The sequence below is a fragment of the Streptomyces sp. CC208A genome, from assembly GCF_030010625.1.
In the GTDB taxonomy this organism is placed as follows: Bacteria; Actinomycetota; Actinomycetes; order Streptomycetales; family Streptomycetaceae; genus Streptomyces.
Genome location: NZ_JASCXN010000021.1, coordinates 93,924 through 110,405, shown reverse-complemented (window position 1 = coordinate 110,405; position 16,482 = coordinate 93,924). Strand labels below are relative to the sequence as shown.

19 protein-coding genes and 1 tRNA gene are annotated in these 16,482 nt (G+C 72.3%); 16 read left to right on the top strand and 4 right to left on the bottom strand.

Features of this window, described 5'->3' with window-relative positions:
- Positions 1-27 precede the first annotated feature (27 nt).
- Positions 28-990: a L,D-transpeptidase family protein gene (locus tag QK442_RS22525; RefSeq protein WP_282695831.1), complete on the bottom strand. Its 963-nt coding sequence runs from the start codon at positions 988-990 to the stop codon at positions 28-30.
- Between the two features lie 206 nt (positions 991-1,196).
- Here QK442_RS22525 and QK442_RS22520 point away from each other — a divergent pair, with 206 nt between their 5' ends.
- From QK442_RS22520 to QK442_RS22500, 5 genes are all read left to right on the top strand, one after another.
- Positions 1,197-2,777, top strand: a complete 1,581-nt coding sequence (locus QK442_RS22520) for a methylmalonyl-CoA mutase family protein (protein ID WP_282695830.1) — start codon at positions 1,197-1,199, stop codon at positions 2,775-2,777.
- A 153-nt stretch (positions 2,778-2,930) separates the two neighbouring features.
- Positions 2,931-3,200: a hypothetical protein gene (locus QK442_RS22515; RefSeq protein ID WP_282695829.1), complete on the top strand. Its 270-nt coding sequence runs from the start codon at positions 2,931-2,933 to the stop codon at positions 3,198-3,200.
- The gene (locus QK442_RS22510; protein ID WP_282695828.1) at positions 3,197-3,538 is read left to right on the top strand and encodes a DUF6247 family protein; all 342 of its coding nucleotides are present in this window, start codon (positions 3,197-3,199) and stop codon (positions 3,536-3,538) included. Before QK442_RS22515 ends, QK442_RS22510 begins: the two co-directional genes overlap by 4 nt.
- A complete protein-coding gene (locus QK442_RS22505; RefSeq protein ID WP_349239675.1) occupies positions 3,535-3,855 on the top strand; it encodes a hypothetical protein in 321 nt (106 codons plus the stop codon). Before QK442_RS22510 ends, QK442_RS22505 begins: the two co-directional genes overlap by 4 nt.
- Entirely contained in the window at positions 3,852-3,980 is a 129-nt protein-coding gene (locus QK442_RS22500; protein ID WP_282695860.1) for a hypothetical protein, read from the top strand. Before QK442_RS22505 ends, QK442_RS22500 begins: the two co-directional genes overlap by 4 nt.
- A 78-nt stretch (positions 3,981-4,058) precedes the next feature.
- Here the strand turns inward: QK442_RS22500 and QK442_RS22495 are convergent, their stop codons facing one another.
- Positions 4,059-5,249, bottom strand: coding sequence for a helix-turn-helix transcriptional regulator (locus QK442_RS22495; RefSeq protein ID WP_282695827.1), 1,191 nt, complete (start codon positions 5,247-5,249; stop codon positions 4,059-4,061).
- 161 nt (positions 5,250-5,410) lie between these two features.
- Here QK442_RS22495 and QK442_RS22490 point away from each other — a divergent pair, with 161 nt between their 5' ends.
- From QK442_RS22490 to QK442_RS22460, 7 genes are all read left to right on the top strand, one after another.
- Entirely contained in the window at positions 5,411-5,662 is a 252-nt protein-coding gene (locus QK442_RS22490; RefSeq protein ID WP_282695826.1) for a hypothetical protein, read from the top strand.
- On the top strand, positions 5,659-5,889 hold the full coding sequence (locus QK442_RS22485) for a hypothetical protein (protein ID WP_282695825.1): 231 nt from the start codon (positions 5,659-5,661) through the stop codon (positions 5,887-5,889). The genes QK442_RS22490 and QK442_RS22485 overlap by 4 nt, the downstream gene beginning before the upstream one ends.
- A 102-nt stretch (positions 5,890-5,991) precedes the next feature.
- A tRNA-OTHER gene (locus QK442_RS22480) sits at positions 5,992-6,085 on the top strand.
- A gap of 59 nt (positions 6,086-6,144) precedes the next feature.
- Entirely contained in the window at positions 6,145-6,285 is a 141-nt protein-coding gene (locus tag QK442_RS22475; RefSeq protein WP_282695824.1) for a hypothetical protein, read from the top strand.
- Positions 6,286-6,293: 8 nt separating this feature from the next.
- Positions 6,294-7,478 carry a methyltransferase domain-containing protein gene (locus QK442_RS22470; protein WP_282695823.1) on the top strand — a complete coding sequence of 395 codons (1,185 nt, stop codon included), beginning with the start codon at positions 6,294-6,296 and terminating at the stop codon, positions 7,476-7,478.
- 95 nt (positions 7,479-7,573) lie between these two features.
- Positions 7,574-8,233, top strand: a complete 660-nt coding sequence (gene leuE / locus QK442_RS22465; protein ID WP_282695822.1) for a leucine efflux protein LeuE — start codon at positions 7,574-7,576, stop codon at positions 8,231-8,233.
- A 37-nt stretch (positions 8,234-8,270) separates the two neighbouring features.
- Entirely contained in the window at positions 8,271-9,092 is an 822-nt protein-coding gene (locus QK442_RS22460; RefSeq protein ID WP_282695821.1) for a MerR family transcriptional regulator, read from the top strand.
- A 41-nt stretch (positions 9,093-9,133) separates the two neighbouring features.
- Here the strand turns inward: QK442_RS22460 and QK442_RS22455 are convergent, their stop codons facing one another.
- Together QK442_RS22455 and QK442_RS22450 are read right to left on the bottom strand one after the other, a co-directional pair.
- On the bottom strand, positions 9,134-10,471 hold the full coding sequence (locus QK442_RS22455; protein WP_282695820.1) for a polysialyltransferase family glycosyltransferase: 1,338 nt from the start codon (positions 10,469-10,471) through the stop codon (positions 9,134-9,136).
- A complete protein-coding gene (locus QK442_RS22450; protein WP_282695819.1) occupies positions 10,468-11,550 on the bottom strand; it encodes a glycosyltransferase family 2 protein in 1,083 nt (360 codons plus the stop codon). The genes QK442_RS22455 and QK442_RS22450 overlap by 4 nt, the downstream gene beginning before the upstream one ends.
- 219 nt (positions 11,551-11,769) lie before the next feature.
- On the opposite strand from QK442_RS22450, the gene QK442_RS22445 reads away from it, so the two are divergent.
- Genes QK442_RS22445 through QK442_RS22430 form a run of 4 tightly spaced genes read left to right on the top strand, consistent with a single transcriptional unit; the run spans position 11,770 to position 16,462 of the window.
- Positions 11,770-13,095, top strand: a complete 1,326-nt coding sequence (locus QK442_RS22445) for a DUF6716 putative glycosyltransferase (RefSeq protein WP_282695818.1) — start codon at positions 11,770-11,772, stop codon at positions 13,093-13,095.
- Positions 13,095-14,315, top strand: coding sequence for an acylneuraminate cytidylyltransferase (locus QK442_RS22440; RefSeq protein ID WP_282695817.1), 1,221 nt, complete (start codon positions 13,095-13,097; stop codon positions 14,313-14,315). The genes QK442_RS22445 and QK442_RS22440 overlap by 1 nt, the downstream gene beginning before the upstream one ends.
- 12 nt (positions 14,316-14,327) lie before the next feature.
- Complete coding sequence (locus QK442_RS22435) at positions 14,328-15,221, top strand: N-acetylneuraminate synthase family protein (protein ID WP_282695816.1); 894 nt, start codon at positions 14,328-14,330, stop codon at positions 15,219-15,221.
- Complete coding sequence (locus tag QK442_RS22430; protein ID WP_282695815.1) at positions 15,218-16,462, top strand: hypothetical protein; 1,245 nt, start codon at positions 15,218-15,220, stop codon at positions 16,460-16,462. The genes QK442_RS22435 and QK442_RS22430 overlap by 4 nt, the downstream gene beginning before the upstream one ends.
- The last annotated feature ends 20 nt before the right edge of the window (positions 16,463-16,482 follow it).

Here is a 16,482-nt window from a genome sequence, read left to right as displayed (position 1 = left end):
CACCCGCGCCCCTTCTCTTTCCGGCCGTCACCAGTGGACGACGACCTTGTCGCCGACCTTCACCTGGTCGAAGAGGGCCGCGATCTTGGCCCGGTCCCGGACGTTGACGCAGCCGTGCGAGGCCCCGTTGTAGCCGCGCGCCGCGAAGTCCGCCGAGTAGTGCACGGCCTGACCGCCGCTGAAGAACATCGCGTACGGCATGGGCGTGTGGTAGATCGTCGACGTCCAGTCCTTGGCCTTCCAGCCGACCGCGAAGGTGCCCTCGCGGGTCGGCGTGTTCTCCGAGCCGAAGCGGACGTCCATCGACGACACCACCCGGCCGTCGATCATCCAGGCCAGGGTCCGGCTCTCCTTGCTGATGCAGAGCACCCGCCCGGTCATGCAGCGCGCGTCCGGCGTGTCCAGCTTGTTGGTGGTGGACGGCTTCAGCTCGTCCGCCGTCGGCTTCTTCGTCATCGCGAGCAGCCGCTGCCACGTCGTCTCGTCCACCGACCCCGTCTGCGGCAGCCCCCGCTTCGCCTGGAAGCCCTTGACCGCCTTCGCCGTGATCGAGCCGTAGAACCCGGTCGGCGCCCGGTCGAAGTAGTCCAGCTGCCGCAGCCGCGCCTGGAGCTCCCGCACCTGCTCGCTCTCGTCCCCGTCACCCATCAGCACCTTCGCCGAAGGCGTGGGCGCGGGAGCGGGGGCGGAAGCGGACGCCGACGGCTTCCCGTCCGACCCGCCGGGGGCCGAGCCGCTCGGCTCGGCACTGCTGGACGTGGGCGCGGGCGCAGGCGCGGACGTGGGATCGGCCGCGGGCGTGGACGAGGACGGCGGCGCGACCGCAGGCGTGGACGAGGACGGCGGCGCGACCGTAGACGTGGTCGTAGGCGCCGACGAGGCCCCGCCCCCGCTGCCACCCCCGGCCGCCGGATCCGTACAACCGGTGGTGACGAGCCCGACGACGGCCGCGGCGAGAACGGCTCTGCGGACGATGGACGAACGCTTCATGGTGACCCCCCGATGAAAACAACTGTGCCCATAGGGATGCTTCCCACCCGCCCCCGGTTGCGCACCCGAGCGGACGAGCGCTCAAGCTGTGAGGAAGGTCCCAGCGTGCTGCTCTCCACCGGGCCGCGCACCCGCGGCTACAGTCCGTCGCGAGGGTCGGTACCGCCGAGTATGAGCGGCAGCAGGTCAATCGGGAGGCACAAGCAATGGCGCGCGAGTCGGAGTCGGGACTGCCCATCGAGCCGGTGTACGGGCCGGACGCCCTGGAGGGCTGGGATCCGGCGGAGAAGCTGGGGGAGCCGGGCGCGTACCCCTTCACGCGCGGTGTGTACCCGTCGATGTACACGGGCCGCCCGTGGACGATGCGGCAGTACGCGGGCTTCGGCACCGCCGTGGAGTCGAACGCCCGCTACAAGCAGCTGATCGACAACGGCACCATGGGCCTGTCGGTCGCCTTCGACCTGCCCACCCAGATGGGGCACGACTCCGACGCGGCGATCGCGCACGGCGAGGTCGGCAAGGTCGGCGTGGCGATCGACTCGGTCGACGACATGCGGGTGCTGTTCGACGGGATCCCGCTGGACAAGGTCTCGACGTCGATGACGATCAACGCCCCCGCCGCGCTGCTCCTGCTGATGTACCAGCTGGTCGGCGAGGAGCAGGGCGTGCCGGCCGACAAGCTGACGGGCACGATCCAGAACGACGTCCTCAAGGAGTACATCGCGCGCGGGACGTACATCTTCCCGCCGAAGCCGTCCCTGCGCCTGATCGCGGACATCTTCAAGTACTGCAAGGCCGAGATCCCGAAGTGGAACACGATCTCGATCTCCGGCTACCACATGGCGGAGGCGGGGGCCTCGCCCGCGCAGGAGATCGCGTTCACCCTCGCCGACGGCATCGAGTACGTCCGCACGGCCGTTGCGGCCGGCATGGACGTCGACGACTTCGCCCCGCGCCTGTCCTTCTTCTTCGTGGCCCGTACGACGATCCTGGAGGAGGTCGCGAAGTTCCGCGCGGCCCGCCGCATCTGGGCGCGGGTGATGAAGGAGGAGTTCGGCGCGAAGAACCCCAAGTCGCTGATGCTCCGCTTCCACACCCAGACCGCCGGCGTGCAGCTCACCGCCCAGCAGCCCGAGGTCAACCTGGTCCGTGTCGCCGTCCAGGGCCTGGCGGCGGTGCTTGGCGGTACGCAGTCGCTGCACACGAACTCCTTCGACGAGGCCATCGCGCTGCCGACGGACAAGTCCGCCCGCCTGGCCCTGCGCACCCAGCAGGTCCTGGCGTACGAGACGGACGTGACGGCCACGGTCGACCCCTTCGCGGGCTCGTACGTGGTGGAGAAGATGACCGACGACGTCGAGGCGGCGGCGTTGGAGCTGATGACGAAGGTGGAGGAGCTGGGTGGCGCGGTCAACGCCATCGAGCGCGGCTTCCAGAAGAACGAGATCGAGCGCTCCGCGTACCGCATCGCCCAGGAGACCGACTCCGGCGAGCGCGTCGTCGTCGGCGTCAACCGTTACACGATCGACGTCGAGGAGCCCTACGAGCCCCTGCGCGTCGACCCCGCCATCGAGGCCCAGCAGGCCGACCGCCTCGCCAAGCTCCGCGCCGAACGCGACCAGCAGGCGGTCGACGCGGCCCTCGCGGAACTGAAGAAGGCCGCCGAGGGAACGGACAACGTCCTCTACCCCATGAAGGACGCCCTCAAGGCCCGCGCCACCGTCGGCGAGGTCTGCAACGCGCTGCGCGAGGTCTGGGGCACCTACACGCCCAGCGACGTCTTCTGACCGACCCGGGTACGCCACGGCCCCGCCTCCCGGACGACAGGGAGGCGGGGCCGACCGCGCACCGGCGCTTCACCGAGTGGAGTACCGCCCGGACTCCCCTTGTACAGCAAGGGGAAGTTGCAATTAAGGCAACGTGGTGGGCACACTCCCCTCATGAGTGACACTCCACGCTCCCGCGCCCGGCAGGCCGAGCTCACCGCTGCCCATCGCCGCGAGCTCGATCGGCTGCAGGCCGCCGTCACCGAGGCGAAGAACGCGTTCGCGGACGCCGCGGGCCGCATCGCCGTCGAGCTCGGCCGAGGAGGGAACTCCGCCGTCGCCCGGCACCTGGACGTCACCCCTCAGCACATCTCGACCCTGGCCATCGCCTACAAAGCCAAGCGGGCCACCCAGGTGCAGGGCGAAGAAGAGGTGGCGGCATGACGACCGCCTCGCAGCCCTCCGGTATCCCACCCATGCCCGAGCGGAACACGAAGGCGCTGCGCGCCGCGATCACCGAGCACACGCCGCAGCTCCTCGCCGACTTCGAGGCCCATTGGAAGTGGGCCATCGCCGACGCGTACGACCTCGCACCGGTGCCGGCGTTCCTCGCCCAGTGGTGGGCCGAGTTCGCCATCGCCCGCGATCCCGAGCTCGACCGCCAGGTGCACGACCTGGAGGCCCGCGCCGCCGCCGCGACGACGAACGAGGAAGCCATGCGTCTGCTGACGCAGGCTGCGCACCTGCGACGCGAGGCGGGGAAGGCGGAGCCCGGCCGTTGAGCGAGTTCATGGGGCCGCCCTGGCAGATGGACTGGGTCGACACGGCCCGTACCGCCAGGGACTCTCTGCCCAAGCGGGTACGCGATCTCCTCGACGACATCCGCGCCGAGCTGGTCACGGTGGAGGACCCCTACTTCCGAGGCGTCGACAACCTGCCGGACCTGCCCGACGGCTGCCGCGTCGTCCCTCTCCGGTCGACGGTGCCGAAGGGGCTGCACGTCTGTCATTTCGACCACGGCCGGGGCTGGATCCACTACACGTTCGTACGCCGCACCGCCGACCCGCAGATCATTGTCGAGGAGGTTTTCTGGCAGTGACCGAACAGCCCGACACGTATGGGGAGATCATGAAGGACGCCCTCAAGGCCCGCGCCACCGTCGGCGAGGTCTGCAACGCCCTCTGCGAGGCCTGGGGCACCTACACGCCCAGCGACGTCTTCTGACCGACCCCGGGCTCTCCCCGCGAGAACACCACGGCCCCGCGTCCCTGACCAGGGATGCGGGGCCGTGGCGTGTGGTGATCACAGAGGCATGCCGGACATGTGAGAGAGCCGGAGCAACTCTGGATTGCTCCGGCGGTGCAGGGACGCGAGCACCCGGAAGACCTCCCGTGCCGTGGGGTGGATGCGCGCCATCTCCGGTGCCGCGTCCCACGCCGCCGACAGGTTCGCGAGGGCGGCCTCGCGGTTCCCCACGTCAAGGTGCGCGCGGGCGACGTTCAGCCGCGACGGCGCGACACGGGTGGCGGGCAGCCCGGCGAGAACCGCGTCGAGGTTCTCCGCGACGCCGAGAGCCTCCCGGGGCCGACCGAGGTCGAGCCGGGTCGCGAGGACGTGTGTGGCCGTGTTCCGTGGGCCGAAGAGCATCGAGTGCCGGTTCGCATCGCCCCCGCTGAACCACTCGTCGGCCACTCGCTCGGCGGACGCGACGTGCCGCTCGGCCTCGCGTGCGCCCTCGGTCTTGTCCTCCAGCCGCCCCGCGAGCGTCATCCCCCGCAGGTTCAGCACGCCGACCGCGAACGCGCGGTCTTGCCCGGACAGTGTCGACTCGGCCCGTGCGATGGCCCGGTCGACGACCACGAGGCCGCCTTCGGCGTCGCCGCCGTTGAGATAGGCACCGGCGCGGTCCCGGGCCGCGATGGCCTCACCGAGCGGATTGGCCTGTTGCTCGACGGCCCACTGCTGCCGGGTGACGGCCAGCTCGGCCATGTCCATCCACCGGTGCCGGGCGGTGAGCCAGTAGACGGAGCTGTAGACCTCGGCCAGCGTCATCCATGAATCGACCGTGTTCGCTGTGTGGGCGTGCGTCGTAGCGCTTCGGAGGAGGCTCGGAAGCCGGCCCAGCACCTGATGGACGCGAGCCGCGTCACGGGCCTCCCGGACCGACTCCACAGCGGCCAGAACGGCGGTCTCCTCCACCGGCGCGCGGCCCGGCAGGTCGTAGTCCCGGATGGCCGACCGCAGGGCCGTGAGCCGTTCTTCGTCGTCCTCGGTGACCCGCGTCTTTCCCAGCACCTCCGCCATGGACAGACCGAGTGCCTTGCCGATGGTTGCGGCGACCGTCGGCGTAAGGGCCCGGTCGCCCACCTCGATCTTCGACAGCAGCGACACGGATACGGAGGCCATCCGTGCCAGCTGGGTCTGGGAGAGGCCGCGTTCCTTCCGGAGCAGGGCGAGATTCGTCCCCGGCGCTACTTCGCTGGTCGTGCTCATGCGATCAGTCCTACCCCGTCGGGAGCCGGTCACGTTCCATGCTCACAGGCCCCGGGTACCCCCGCACGCCCTTATGTGCAAGACGTGTGCAAGTCCGTGTGTACGGAGCGCGGTTGACTGGTCACATCAGCCAGGAAGCCCGTCAGGAAGTGAGCACACCGATGAGCACACCGACGACCGCGCCGCCGAGCACCGTCGACCACCAGGGGCAGGACGACGCCCGGGGCGCCGAGACGTACCGCGCCCTGATCGAGGCCATGGGCGCGGCCGGTCTTCCCACGGAAGGGGTTTACCGGGATTCCTACCCGGGCCCTGGCGACACGTGGCGGAGTCTCTACGAGATCGGATCGCTCGACGAGGACCAGGCCGTGAGGCTGACGGCTGTCCTCCGCGCCGCACGGCGGACGCCGTGAGCTTCCGCCCCGGGGACGTCGTCATGGACAGCGGCCGGTGCGTCGCCGGTGAAGTCCGGGACGTCGACGGCGACGTCCTCACCCTCGTACGGCCCGGAGGGGCGAAGTGGACGGCGGACGCCCGGAAGTGCCGGACCGCGGCCCCGGAGGACCGGGAAGCCCTCCGCCCGAGCGGAGCACTCCGCCTCATCGCCGAGCGTCCTTTGCCGCCGCCGCCCTCTTTCTGACCACCCTCGCCGTCGGGTTCGCCGCCGCCGCACTGTGGATCCGCACCCCTTGGACCCGCCGCCCCCTCGCAGTCATACCGCGCCGACGGGGCGGCGTCCCGACCCCTCGTAGCTCAGCCAGGAAGAGCACCACTACGGCGGCCATTGCGTCTACGCCCCGCCGCAGGAGACCCCGGTTCGAGTCCGGGCGAGGGGACGAGACCGCCCAGGTTCAAGGGCGGTCGTTCCGAGCACGACCCAACCGAAGGAGTGACCATGTCGAAGCACGGCGGCGGTACGGGCAGCGGGTCCGGAGGCAGCCAGCAGGACGACAGCAGCAGCGGTCGGCAGCACGGGGGTGGCGGCTCGGAGACGAGCGGCGGCAACTCCTCCGACGGTTCCGGCCCCGCGAAGTAGGGGAGCACGTGAGCGCACGCGTAGAGGAGGCGGGGCCTGATGGGCTCGCTTCCGCGCTCGTCGCGTCGGGCGCACTGCAAACCGACTGGCTGCCCACGTACCGCGCCGTCCCGCGCGCGATGTTCGTCCCGGACCGGATCTGGCCCGGCAACCCCGAGGGAACCGAACAGCGACCCATGATCGACCGCAGGACCGACCCGCGGGCGTGGCTGGCCGCTGTCTGCTCCGACCGGCCGCTCACCACCCAGTGGGACGCCGGCGAACACCGGGGAGACGGCCTCGGCACCACCCCGACGAGCAGCAGCAGCCTGCCCAGCATCGTGTTCGAGATGCTCGCCGACCTCGATGTCGAGGACGGGCACCGGGTCTTGGAGATCGGCACGGGGACCGGATGGAACGCGGCTCTCCTCTCGCACCGGCTCGGTGCCCGGAACGTCGTGACCGTGGAGTACGGCCCCACCGTCGCGGCCGGGGCCCGGCAGAACCTGACCGAGTTCGGCATCCGGCCGCTCGTCCACGTCGGAGACGGCCGGGAGGGTTTCCCCGACCTGGCGCCGTACGACCGGGTCATCGCCACCTGTTCGGTCGGGGAACTGCCGTCGGCGTGGAGAGAACAGACCGTGCCCGACGGGGTGATCGTCGCTCCCTGGGGGCCGCTGTACGGAGGTGAGGCCATCGCGCGCCTGGTCGTCGACGAGGAAGGGGCGGCCCGGGGCCGGTTCACCCGCTCGTCGGCGTTCATGCGGCTCCGGCAGCAGCGCCCGGAGCTTCCCGGGCCCGACGTCTACTTCCGGGGGCGGAAGTGGCCGGCCGACGGGGTGCGCGGCACGACCGAGCTCAGCCCGCTGGACGTCGGGGGGTGGGCAGCCCAGTTCGTCATCGGGTTGCAGGTCCCGGGGGCGTTCTGGCGGGCCGAGCGGTACGACGGCGGGGCGTACACCCTGTGGACGTACGACATCGCCGGGGACTCGTGGGCCTCGACGGACTTCGAGCCGGGCGCCGGGGAGTTCGAGGTCGTGCAGGAGGGGCCCCGGCGCCTGTGGGACGAGGTCGAGGCGGCCTACCGGTGGTGGGACGGGCACGGTCGGCCCGCACTCGACCGGTTCGGGCTGACGGTCGGCCCGGACTCCACGGTGGCGTGGCTCGACGACGAGTCGTGTCCGGTGCCGGGGGCGGAGTGGCCCCGGGCATGACGAAAGCGGCCCGCCCCGGCGTGGGGCGGGCCGCTTCCACGTTCCGGCGGCGGACGTCACAGCGATCAGTCGGACCCGTGTGCGACACTCCGCCCATGCTGGGTGTCACCGATCTGCCGACCTACCTCGCCGGGCTCGTCCTCATCATCCTTCTCCCGGGGCCGAACTCGCTCTACGTGCTGTCCGTCGCCGCCCGCAAGGGGACCAGGACCGGGTACAAGGCCGCCGCCGGGGTCTTCACCGGTGACACGGTCCTGATGACCCTGGCCGCCCTCGGCGCGGCCTCCCTGCTGCAGACCACCCCGCTGCTCTTCATGATCGTGAAGTACGCGGGCGCCGGATACCTGGCCTGGATGGCGTACGGGATGCTCCGCGCCGCCCGGGAGATGTGGCGCTCGCGCCACGACACCGCCGCCGAGAGCGCCGACGCCCCGGCCACGGGCGGCCCCGGTGAGCACCCGTACCGGCGGGCGCTCGTCATCAGCCTCCTCAACCCGAAGGCGATCCTCTTCCTGATCTCCTTCTTCGTGCAGTTCGTGGACCCGTCCTACGCCTACCCGGCGCTCTCCTTCCTGGTCCTCGGCACCCTGCTCCAGCTCGGCAGCTTCCTCTACCTCACCACGCTCATATTCGGCGGCACCCGCCTCGCCGCCGCCTTCCGCCGCCGCCGACGGCTCTCCGCCGGCGCCACCTCCGCCGCCGGCGCCCTCTTCCTCGGCTTCGCGGTGAAGCTCTCCCTCAGCAGTGCCGCTTGACCCTGACATCGTGTGAGGCCGTTCCGTAGGGGGCGTCATGTTCACCATCGGAGACTTCGCCCGGCACGGGCGGGTGTCGGTCCGGATGCTGCGCCATTACGACGCCATCGGACTGCTGCGCCCGGCCCACGTCGACCCGCACAGCGGCTACCGCTTCTACACCGCGGACCAGCTCGCGCGGCTCAACCGCGTCATCGCGCTCAAGGACCTCGGCTTCACCCTGGAACAGGTGGGGGCCATCCTCGGCGACGAGATCGGCGCGGAGGAGCTGCGGGGGATGCTGCGGCTGCGGCAGGCCGAGCTGGAGGCCGCCCTTGAGGCGGCGCGGGCGCGGCTCGCGCAGGTCGGGGCGCGGCTCCGAGCCATCGAGAGTGAGGGACGCATGTCCACGCAGGACGTCGTCGTCAAGAAGATCCCCGCCGTACGGATCGCCGAGCTGAGCGCGGTCGCCGCGGGTTTCGAGCCGGAGGCCATCACGCCTGTCATCGGGCCGCTGTACGAGGAGCTGTGCGGCCGGCTCCAGGCCGCCGGGGTCACCGGGTTCGGGCCGGGGATCGCGTACTACGAGGACGCCGGGAAGGGGGACGGGTCGGTCGTCGTGCACGCCGGGATGACCGTGCCCGAGGGGACCGAGGCCGAGGGGGTGCTCGTGCACGTGCTGCCGGGGATCGAGGAGGCCGCGACCGTCGTCCACCGCGGGGCGATGGACGACGTCCTGTCGACCGCGCAGGTGCTCGCCTCCTGGATCGACGTCAACGGCCGTGTCTCCTCCGGGTACGCGCGTGAGCTGTACCTGGAGTGCCCGGAGGATCCGGCCGGGTGGGTGACCGAGATCCAGGAGCCGATCGCTCGGGCGTGAGGACGGGCCCGGGACCTTCGTCGAGGTCCCGGGCCCTTCCACTACTTCTTCTGCTTCTTCAGGAGGGTCCTGCGCAGGCGCAGCGCCCGCCGCGCCAGGTGCCGGACCTTCGGGTGCCGGGGGACCGGCAGGCCGCCCGGGAGGTTGAGGACGGTGAGGCGGCGGCGGGTGAAGTGGTGCCGGGTGCGTTCGGCGTAGGGGCCTGACAGGTGGCGTACGGCCGCCTCCCACAGGTCGGGCCTTATCTTCGGCTGCATCGCGAAGCCGACCGCGGCGACCAGGTCGTCGAGGCGGGCGGCGTCCGTCACCGGCTCCTCGTCCTCCGGGCCGGGCGTCAGCGGCGGGACGACCGCGTCGACGACCGTCAGCGGGATCCGGTTGCTGTTCTGGAAGGGGGTGAGCCGCTGGAGGAGTTCCCGGGTGCCGACGCGGGCGACCGGCAGGCCGTAGAAGGTGCGGGCGGTCATCAGGGCCGTCGAGAAGCAGCCGACGACCAGTGCGGGCCGCAGCTCGCGGTAGAGCACCTCGGCGAGCACCGGGCGGGTCTCCACGGTCAGTTCGGCGCCGAGTCGGGCCGCCTCCTCGGCCAGCGAGTCCGTCCAGGAGTCGGGGGCGGTGGGGTGCGGCTTGAAGACGAGGCGCCGGTGGCCGCGGGCGACCGCGCCGCGCACCATGTCCAGGTGCAGCTCCTCCTCCTCGGCGGCCGTCATCAGGTTCAGCGCGGCCAGGTACTGGCCGAGGAGCAGGGCCGGGCCCTCGGCGCCGGCGGCGGGCGCGTCCGTGCCGGCCAGTTCGGCGACGGCCTTGGTGAAGGCGTCCACCGGTACGGTCTCCGGCTCCGCGCCGAACTCGCCGAGCAGCAGCGGCCGCAGGCCCGGCACCAGGTCGAGGTGGAGCAGGCGGGCGGCCCGGCCGCCGATCAGCGGGTCGATCTTGTTGCGGGTCGGGCCGTAGCTCATCAGGCCGTCCGCGTAGACGGTGATCGCCGCTTCCGGGAGGAGGGTGGCGATGGCGAGGGCCGGGGTGACCTGGATGGACTCCAGGACGAGTTCGATCCGGTCGTCGCCGAGCCCCCACAGCTTGTGGAGGTGGCGCTGGAGCATCGGCACGTCCTGGCCGCGCGGGGTCCAGCCGCCGGGGTGGAGCGGGGAGATGGTCTCGTTCCACGACACCACCTGGTCGAAGCGGTCGCGGATCCGGTCGAAGCCCTCGGCCCGGTCGAAGGCCGGGGTGGTCTCGGGGACGGGCGCGTTGTTGGTGACGAGGAGGATCCGCCGGGCGGCGGTGCCGAAGCAGCCGCTGTCTATGGCTGCGGCCAGGGTGACCGCGCCGTACAGGGTGGAGGCGGCCATGATCTGGGTCGTACGGCGCTCGCTCATGCCGCCACCTCCGACCGGGCCGTGCCGGTGCCGGTGCCGGTGCCAGCGTCCGTGCCCGTGCCCGTGCCGGCCGCCGGGCCCCGGCCGCCCGGCGGGGCCGGAGGGGCCGGCGGGGGCGGGGCGGGGCGCCTGCGGCGCAGCTTGCGCAGGACCTCGGCCCGCTCGCCGCCCATCGCGGTGAGCGCCTCGTCGAGGACCCCCTGCGGCATGCGGCGCAGCGCGCCCGCGCTCATCGCCCGCAGCTGCCGGGCCACGTCCGGCTCGAACTTGCCGACGGAACCGACGTGATGGGCGATCACCGCGCAATAGGTGCGGACGGCTTTCGGGAGAAGCCGCTCCGCGTCCTTGTCCTTCGCGGTCTCCTCGATCACCAGGTCGAAAGCGCGGATGAAATCCAATTGCCGTACGTCGCCGATCTGGGTGAGCGAGGTCGCCACTCCGCGCCGGTAGAAGACGCCGAGTTCGCCTATGGCCGCGAAGGATTTCGCCTCGCGGTGCAGCCGCCAGATCCACGGCCGGTCCTCGGCGGTGCGCAGCCCGTACGGGAAGTGCAGCAGGCCCCGGTCGAGGAGCCGGCGGTGGTAGATCCCGGCCCAGGCGAAGGGGTAGTCGACGGAGGTGGTGCGGTGGGCGGGGAGGATCGACTCGCGCGGGTCCATGACCTCGTCGCGGCGCGGGACGGGCGCCCGGCGGACCGAGCGGGCGCGGCCGGAGACGGAGGTGTGGTCGGTGCGCAGGAAGTCGCAGCCGAGGCCCTCCGCCGCGGCGACCAGGCGCCCGTAGTAGCCGGGGGAGAGCCAGTCGTCCCCGTCGAGGAAGGTGATGAACTCGCCGCGTGCGGCGTCGAGTCCGGTGTTGCGGGCGGTCGCCAGGCCCTCGTTCCGCTCGTGCCGGAGCAGGGTGGCGCCGGGCAGGTCGCGTACGGCTCGTTCGAGGATCTCCGGTGTGTCGTCGGACGAGCAGTCGTCGACGAGGAGGAACTCGAAGTCGTCGCGGGCGTTGGCGCGCAGACTGGCGAGGGTGTCGGGGGCGTATGTCTGCACGTTGAAGAACGGCACGACGACGGAGAGCTTGACCACGCGGCCGACGCTAGGCGCCGCCCCGGCCGCTTCGCCGACCGGCCGGGGGATTTTCGGTGAACACGAAGCGGCGGGCTGATTAACCGCCTTTACTTGAGGGGTTTTCGGGCCGTCCAACGGCTGAATCGCGGGCCGCTTCAGGTCGTGGCGAGGTGCTGTTCACCGTTTGTTGTGACTCAGTTGGGCCGTTGAGCGGAATGCCCTTCTAGCGTCCTCGACGTGCCAGCAAGTTCCAGTGAAGCGGTACGGGTCGCCGTACTCGCGGATTCCGACACCCGGTGGAAATGGGGTGCGCTCACCGCGCGCCGCATCACCTCCCCCGACGCCGGACCGACCGGCTCCGGTCCCGCCGGTTCCGCCCCCGAGCCCACCGGTTTCGTCCTGCGCGGCCGGGCTACCCCGACCGCCCGCCAGCTCGCCGAGACGGGCGCCTCCACGGCCGCCCCGCGCGAGGTGACCGGCGCGGAGTTCCTGCGCGAGGTGCGGGACGCGGAGGCGCGCGGCGAGCGGTACGACGTCGTGGTCCTCGCGCTGGTCGGCGGCACCGTCCGGGCCGTCCTCCAGGGCCTCGCGGACCTCGGCCTCGACCGCCGGCCGGTGATCGTCACCGGTTACGTCGGCGTCGTCTACGAGAAGCTGGCCGACGGACTCCTTCTGCGCCACGGCGCCGACGTCGTCCTCGCCAACTCCCGTCACGACGCGGACCGGTTCCGCGCCGTGTACGAAGGGGTCGGCGCGGGCGCCGAGTCGGTCGTCGAGGCCGCGCTGCCCTTCCTCGGCGGTGCCCCGCACCGCCCCGAAGCGGGCCGCGACACCCTGGTGTTCGCCGCCCAGCCGTCCGTACCGGTCACCCGTACCGAGCGGGCGTACGTCCTGGAGCGCCTGGTCCGGCACGCCCGGCTGCACCCGGAGCGCGAGGTCCTCCTCAAGCTCCGCTCCAAGCCCGGCGAGCACACCACGCACCTGGAGGAGCACCCGTACCAGAGGCTGGTGCGCGAGCTCGACCCGCCCGCCAACTTCCGCCTGGTGTACGGGCACATGGGCGAGGTCCTGGACCGCACCGACCTGCTGGTCACCGTCTCCTCCACGGCCGCCCTGGAGGCCCTGCACCGCCGCATCCCCACCGCGATCCTCACCGACTGCGGGGTCCGCGAGGTGAACGGCAACCACCACTTCATCGGCTCCGGGCTCCTCACCTCCTTCGACCGGCTCGACCGGGGCGAGGTGCCCGAGCCCGACGAGGAGTGGCTGTCCCGGCAGGGCGTCGCGGCCGGAGGGTCGTACGACTCCGCCTTCGACGCCGCCCGCGAGCGGGTCGCGAAGCTCCTCGCGCTGCCCGAACTGCCCCCGATCGACCCCTACTACACGGCGGAGACGGCCCCCGGCTACCTGCCGGGGATCCTCGCCCGCCACCGCCTGGACGTCACCGCGCCGCCGGTCCGCGACAGCGGGCTGCGCCGGATCGTCCGCGAGGCGGCGCGCGGCGCCTACCGCCACGGCGTGCAGCGCGTGGCGCCCGTCGTCCGACGCCTGGGAGAACTGTGATGCCCGAGAAGCAGCCGAGCGCCCCCGTCGTGCTCGCCGTCATCCCCGCCCGGGGCGGCTCCAAGGGCGTCCCCGCCAAGAACCTCGCCCCGGTCGCCGGGATCCCGCTGGTCGGCCGGGCCGTCCGGGCCTGCCTCGGCGCCGCCGGCGTCACCGACGTGGTCGTCTCCACCGACGACCCGGCCATCGCGGCGGCCGCCCGCGCCTTCGGCGCCGAGGCCGTCCAGCGCCCCGCCGAGATCGCCGGGGACACCGCCACCAGCGAGTCCGCCGTCCTGCACGCCCTCGACGCCTTCGAGGCGACCCGGGGCCGTACCGCCGACGTGGTCCTCCTCGTCCAGTGCACCAGCCCCTTCCTCACCTCCCAGGAGGTGGCCGAGACCGCCGCGAGGATCACCTCCGGCGCCGCCGACACCGCCTTCACCGCGGCCCCCTCGCACGGCTTCCTGTGGAAGGAGACGCCGGACGGCGCCACCGGCGTCAACCACGACAAGGCCCACCGGCCGCGCCGCCAGGACCGCGAGCCCGAGTACCTGGAGACCGGCGCCGTCTACGCGATGGACGCGGCCGGGTTCCGTACCCACGGGCACCGCTTCTTCGGCCGCACCGCGCTCGTCGCCACCGACCCGGCGCGCGTCCTGGAGATCGACGACCCGCACGACCTGGCCCGCGCCAAGGCCCTCGCGCCGCTGCTCGACGAGCCGGTCACCCCGTCCTTCGCCGACGTCGACGCGGTCGTCCTCGACTTCGACGGCACCCAGACCGACGACCGGGTCCATCTCGACGCGGAGGGACGGGAGTTCGTCTCCGCCCACCGCGGCGACGGCCTCGGCATCGCGGCCCTGCGCCGCGCCGGACTGCCCGTCCTCATCCTCTCCACCGAACAGAACCCCGTCGTCGCCGCCCGCGCCCGCAAGCTCAAGATCCCCGTCCTGCACGGCATCGACCGCAAGGACCTCGCCCTCAAGGAGTGGTGCGAGGCCGAGTCCATCGACCCCGCGCGCGTCCTCTACGCCGGCAACGACGTCAACGACCTGCCCTGCTTCCACCTCGTCGGCTGGCCCGTCGCGGTGGGCAGCGCCCACGACTCCGTACGGGCCGCGGCCCGCGCGGTCACCGCCACCCCGGGCGGCTTCGGAGCGATCCGCGAGATCGCGGCCTGGCTCCTCGGACCCGAGCTGAACACCCCCACGCCTCTCACAGGCCCCCTCCACCCCTAAGGAAGCACCACCATGAACTCCCGTCTGCGCACCCTCGGTTCGAAGACCGCCGGCCCCGGTCAGCCCGTCTACATCACCGGCGAGATCGGCATCAACCACAACGGCGACCTCGAGAACGCCTTCAAGCTGATCGACGTGGCCGCCGAGGCCGGCTGCGACGCCGTCAAGTTCCAGAAGCGCACCCCGGAGATCTGCACCCCGCGCGACCAGTGGGACATCGAGCGCGACACCCCCTGGGGCCGGATGACCTACATCGACTACCGCCACCGCGTGGAGTTCGGCGAGGACGAGTACCGCCAGATCGACGAGCACTGCAAGAAGCGCGGCATCGACTGGTTCGCCTCCCCGTGGGACACCGAGGCCGTCGCCTTCCTGGAGAAGTTCGACGTCCCGGCCCACAAGGTCGCCTCCGCCTCCCTCACCGACGACGAGCTGCTGCGCGAGCTGCGCGCCACCGGCCGCACCGTCATCCTCTCCACCGGCATGTCGACCCCGGCGCAGATCCGCCACGCCGTCGAGGTCCTCGGCAGCGCGAACATCCTGCTCTGCCACGCCACCTCCACCTACCCGGCCAAGGCCGAGGAGCTGAACCTGCGCGTCATCCAGACGCTCCAGGAGGAGTACCCGAACGTCCCGATCGGCTACTCCGGCCACGAGACCGGCCTCCAGACCACGCTCGCCGCCGTCGCCCTCGGCGCCACCTTCGTCGAGCGCCACATCACCCTCGACCGCGCCATGTGGGGCTCGGACCAGGCCGCCTCCGTCGAGCCGCAGGGCCTGGAGCGCCTCGTCCGCGACATCCGCACCATCGAGACCGCGCTCGGCGACGGCGTGAAGAAGGTGTACGAGTCGGAGCTCGGCCCGATGAAGAAGCTCCGCCGGGTCCAGGGCACCGTCTCCGCATGACCGCCCGGCTGGCGTTCGTCGAGAGCCCCGTCCAGCTCCTGAACGTCCTGGAATGGGCGCACACCCGCGGCCGGGGCCCGACCCCGGCCGCCCCGGGCGCCACCCCGCCGCGGCCCGGCTCTGGGCCCGCCGGCCAGGTGTACGGCTCCGGCCCCGGGGCTCAGGCCGACACCCCGTCGTACGGCTCCGGCTCCGGAGCCCCGGCCGACGGCGCCGCCCGTCCCGGTCCGGCCGCCGCCTCGCCCTACGGCTCCGAGCCCGCAGCCGCCCCGACGGACAAGCCCGCCCCCGCCCCCGCCGACCTCACCATCGTCGTCCTCTCGCCCACCGATCCCATGTCACGCGGCCAGCTGCGCCGGATGGCCCAGCTGGCCCGGGACGAGGGGTTCGACGTGCACTGGCAGGAGGCGCGGGCCGGGCGCGGTGCGCTGGTGCGGACGCTGCGGGAGCTGGGCGGGCCGCTGCGGGCCGCCGAGCACGTGATCGTCGGGGACCCGTTCTCCCGCTACGTACAGCTGCTGCTCACCCTCTTCGGACCCCGGCACGTCACGGTCGTCGACGACGGCACCGCGACCATGGAGTTCGCCGCCCAGCTCGCGGGCGGGGAGCGGCTGGTCCGCTGGCACCGCAAGGGCGACCTCGGGCCGCGCGAGCTGGTCCTCGCCCCGGTCACCTCGCTGGCCCGCCGCCGGCTCGCCCCGGGCGCGGGCCGGACCGTGGAGATCTTCACCTCGTTGCCCGTGCAGGCCCCGCCCGGCGCCGAGGTCACCGAGAACACCTACGCGTGGACCCGGGCCCGCTTCGGACCGCCCGCGCTCACCGGCGGCGCCGACCTCGTGGGCACCTCGCTCGTGGAGACCGGGGTGGTGGACGCCGGGCACTATCTGCGGGTCGTCGGACGGCTCGCCCGCGCCCACGGCGCCACCCGCTACTTCGCCCACCGCCGCGAGACCCCGGAGAAGCTGCACCGGATCGCTGTCGAGACCGGCCTCCAGGTGGTCCGGCCCGAGCTTCCCCTGGAGCTGATCGCCCGGCGCGGCCCGACCGGCTCCACCATCGTCAGCTTCCCCTCCACCGTCGTCCACACCCTGCCGCTCGCCCTGGCGGGCACGGGGGTGAAGGTGGCGGTCTGCGGGATCGCGCCCGAGTGGCTGAAGGCCACGGCCTCGCCCCGCGCCCAGGGCTTCCTGGCGGGTGTGGCGGGCACGGCGTCGGGGGCCGACCGGCTCGAATTCGGGTGACCATACCCATACGGAGTGTG

What these genes read in the sequence shown, in the direction of transcription:
- QK442_RS22495 (WP_282695827.1), bottom strand. Translation starts at nt 5,249, where the DNA reads ATGAGCACGACCAGCGAAGTAGCGCCGGGGACGAATCTCGCCCTGCTC.
- QK442_RS22460 (WP_282695821.1), top strand. Translation starts at nt 8,271, where the DNA reads ATGTTCACCATCGGAGACTTCGCCCGGCACGGGCGGGTGTCGGTCCGG.
- QK442_RS22435 (WP_282695816.1), top strand. Translation starts at nt 14,328, where the DNA reads ATGAACTCCCGTCTGCGCACCCTCGGTTCGAAGACCGCCGGCCCCGGT.
- QK442_RS22510 (WP_282695828.1), top strand. Translation starts at nt 3,197, where the DNA reads ATGACGACCGCCTCGCAGCCCTCCGGTATCCCACCCATGCCCGAGCGG.
- QK442_RS22490 (WP_282695826.1), top strand. Translation starts at nt 5,411, where the DNA reads ATGAGCACACCGACGACCGCGCCGCCGAGCACCGTCGACCACCAGGGG.
- leuE (WP_282695822.1), top strand. Translation starts at nt 7,574, where the DNA reads ATGCTGGGTGTCACCGATCTGCCGACCTACCTCGCCGGGCTCGTCCTC.
- QK442_RS22515 (WP_282695829.1), top strand. Translation starts at nt 2,931, where the DNA reads ATGAGTGACACTCCACGCTCCCGCGCCCGGCAGGCCGAGCTCACCGCT.
- QK442_RS22455 (WP_282695820.1), bottom strand. Translation starts at nt 10,471, where the DNA reads ATGAGCGAGCGCCGTACGACCCAGATCATGGCCGCCTCCACCCTGTAC.
- QK442_RS22525 (WP_282695831.1), bottom strand. Translation starts at nt 990, where the DNA reads ATGAAGCGTTCGTCCATCGTCCGCAGAGCCGTTCTCGCCGCGGCCGTC.
- QK442_RS22440 (WP_282695817.1), top strand. Translation starts at nt 13,095, where the DNA reads ATGCCCGAGAAGCAGCCGAGCGCCCCCGTCGTGCTCGCCGTCATCCCC.
- QK442_RS22475 (WP_282695824.1), top strand. Translation starts at nt 6,145, where the DNA reads ATGTCGAAGCACGGCGGCGGTACGGGCAGCGGGTCCGGAGGCAGCCAG.
- QK442_RS22520 (WP_282695830.1), top strand. Translation starts at nt 1,197, where the DNA reads ATGGCGCGCGAGTCGGAGTCGGGACTGCCCATCGAGCCGGTGTACGGG.
- QK442_RS22430 (WP_282695815.1), top strand. Translation starts at nt 15,218, where the DNA reads ATGACCGCCCGGCTGGCGTTCGTCGAGAGCCCCGTCCAGCTCCTGAAC.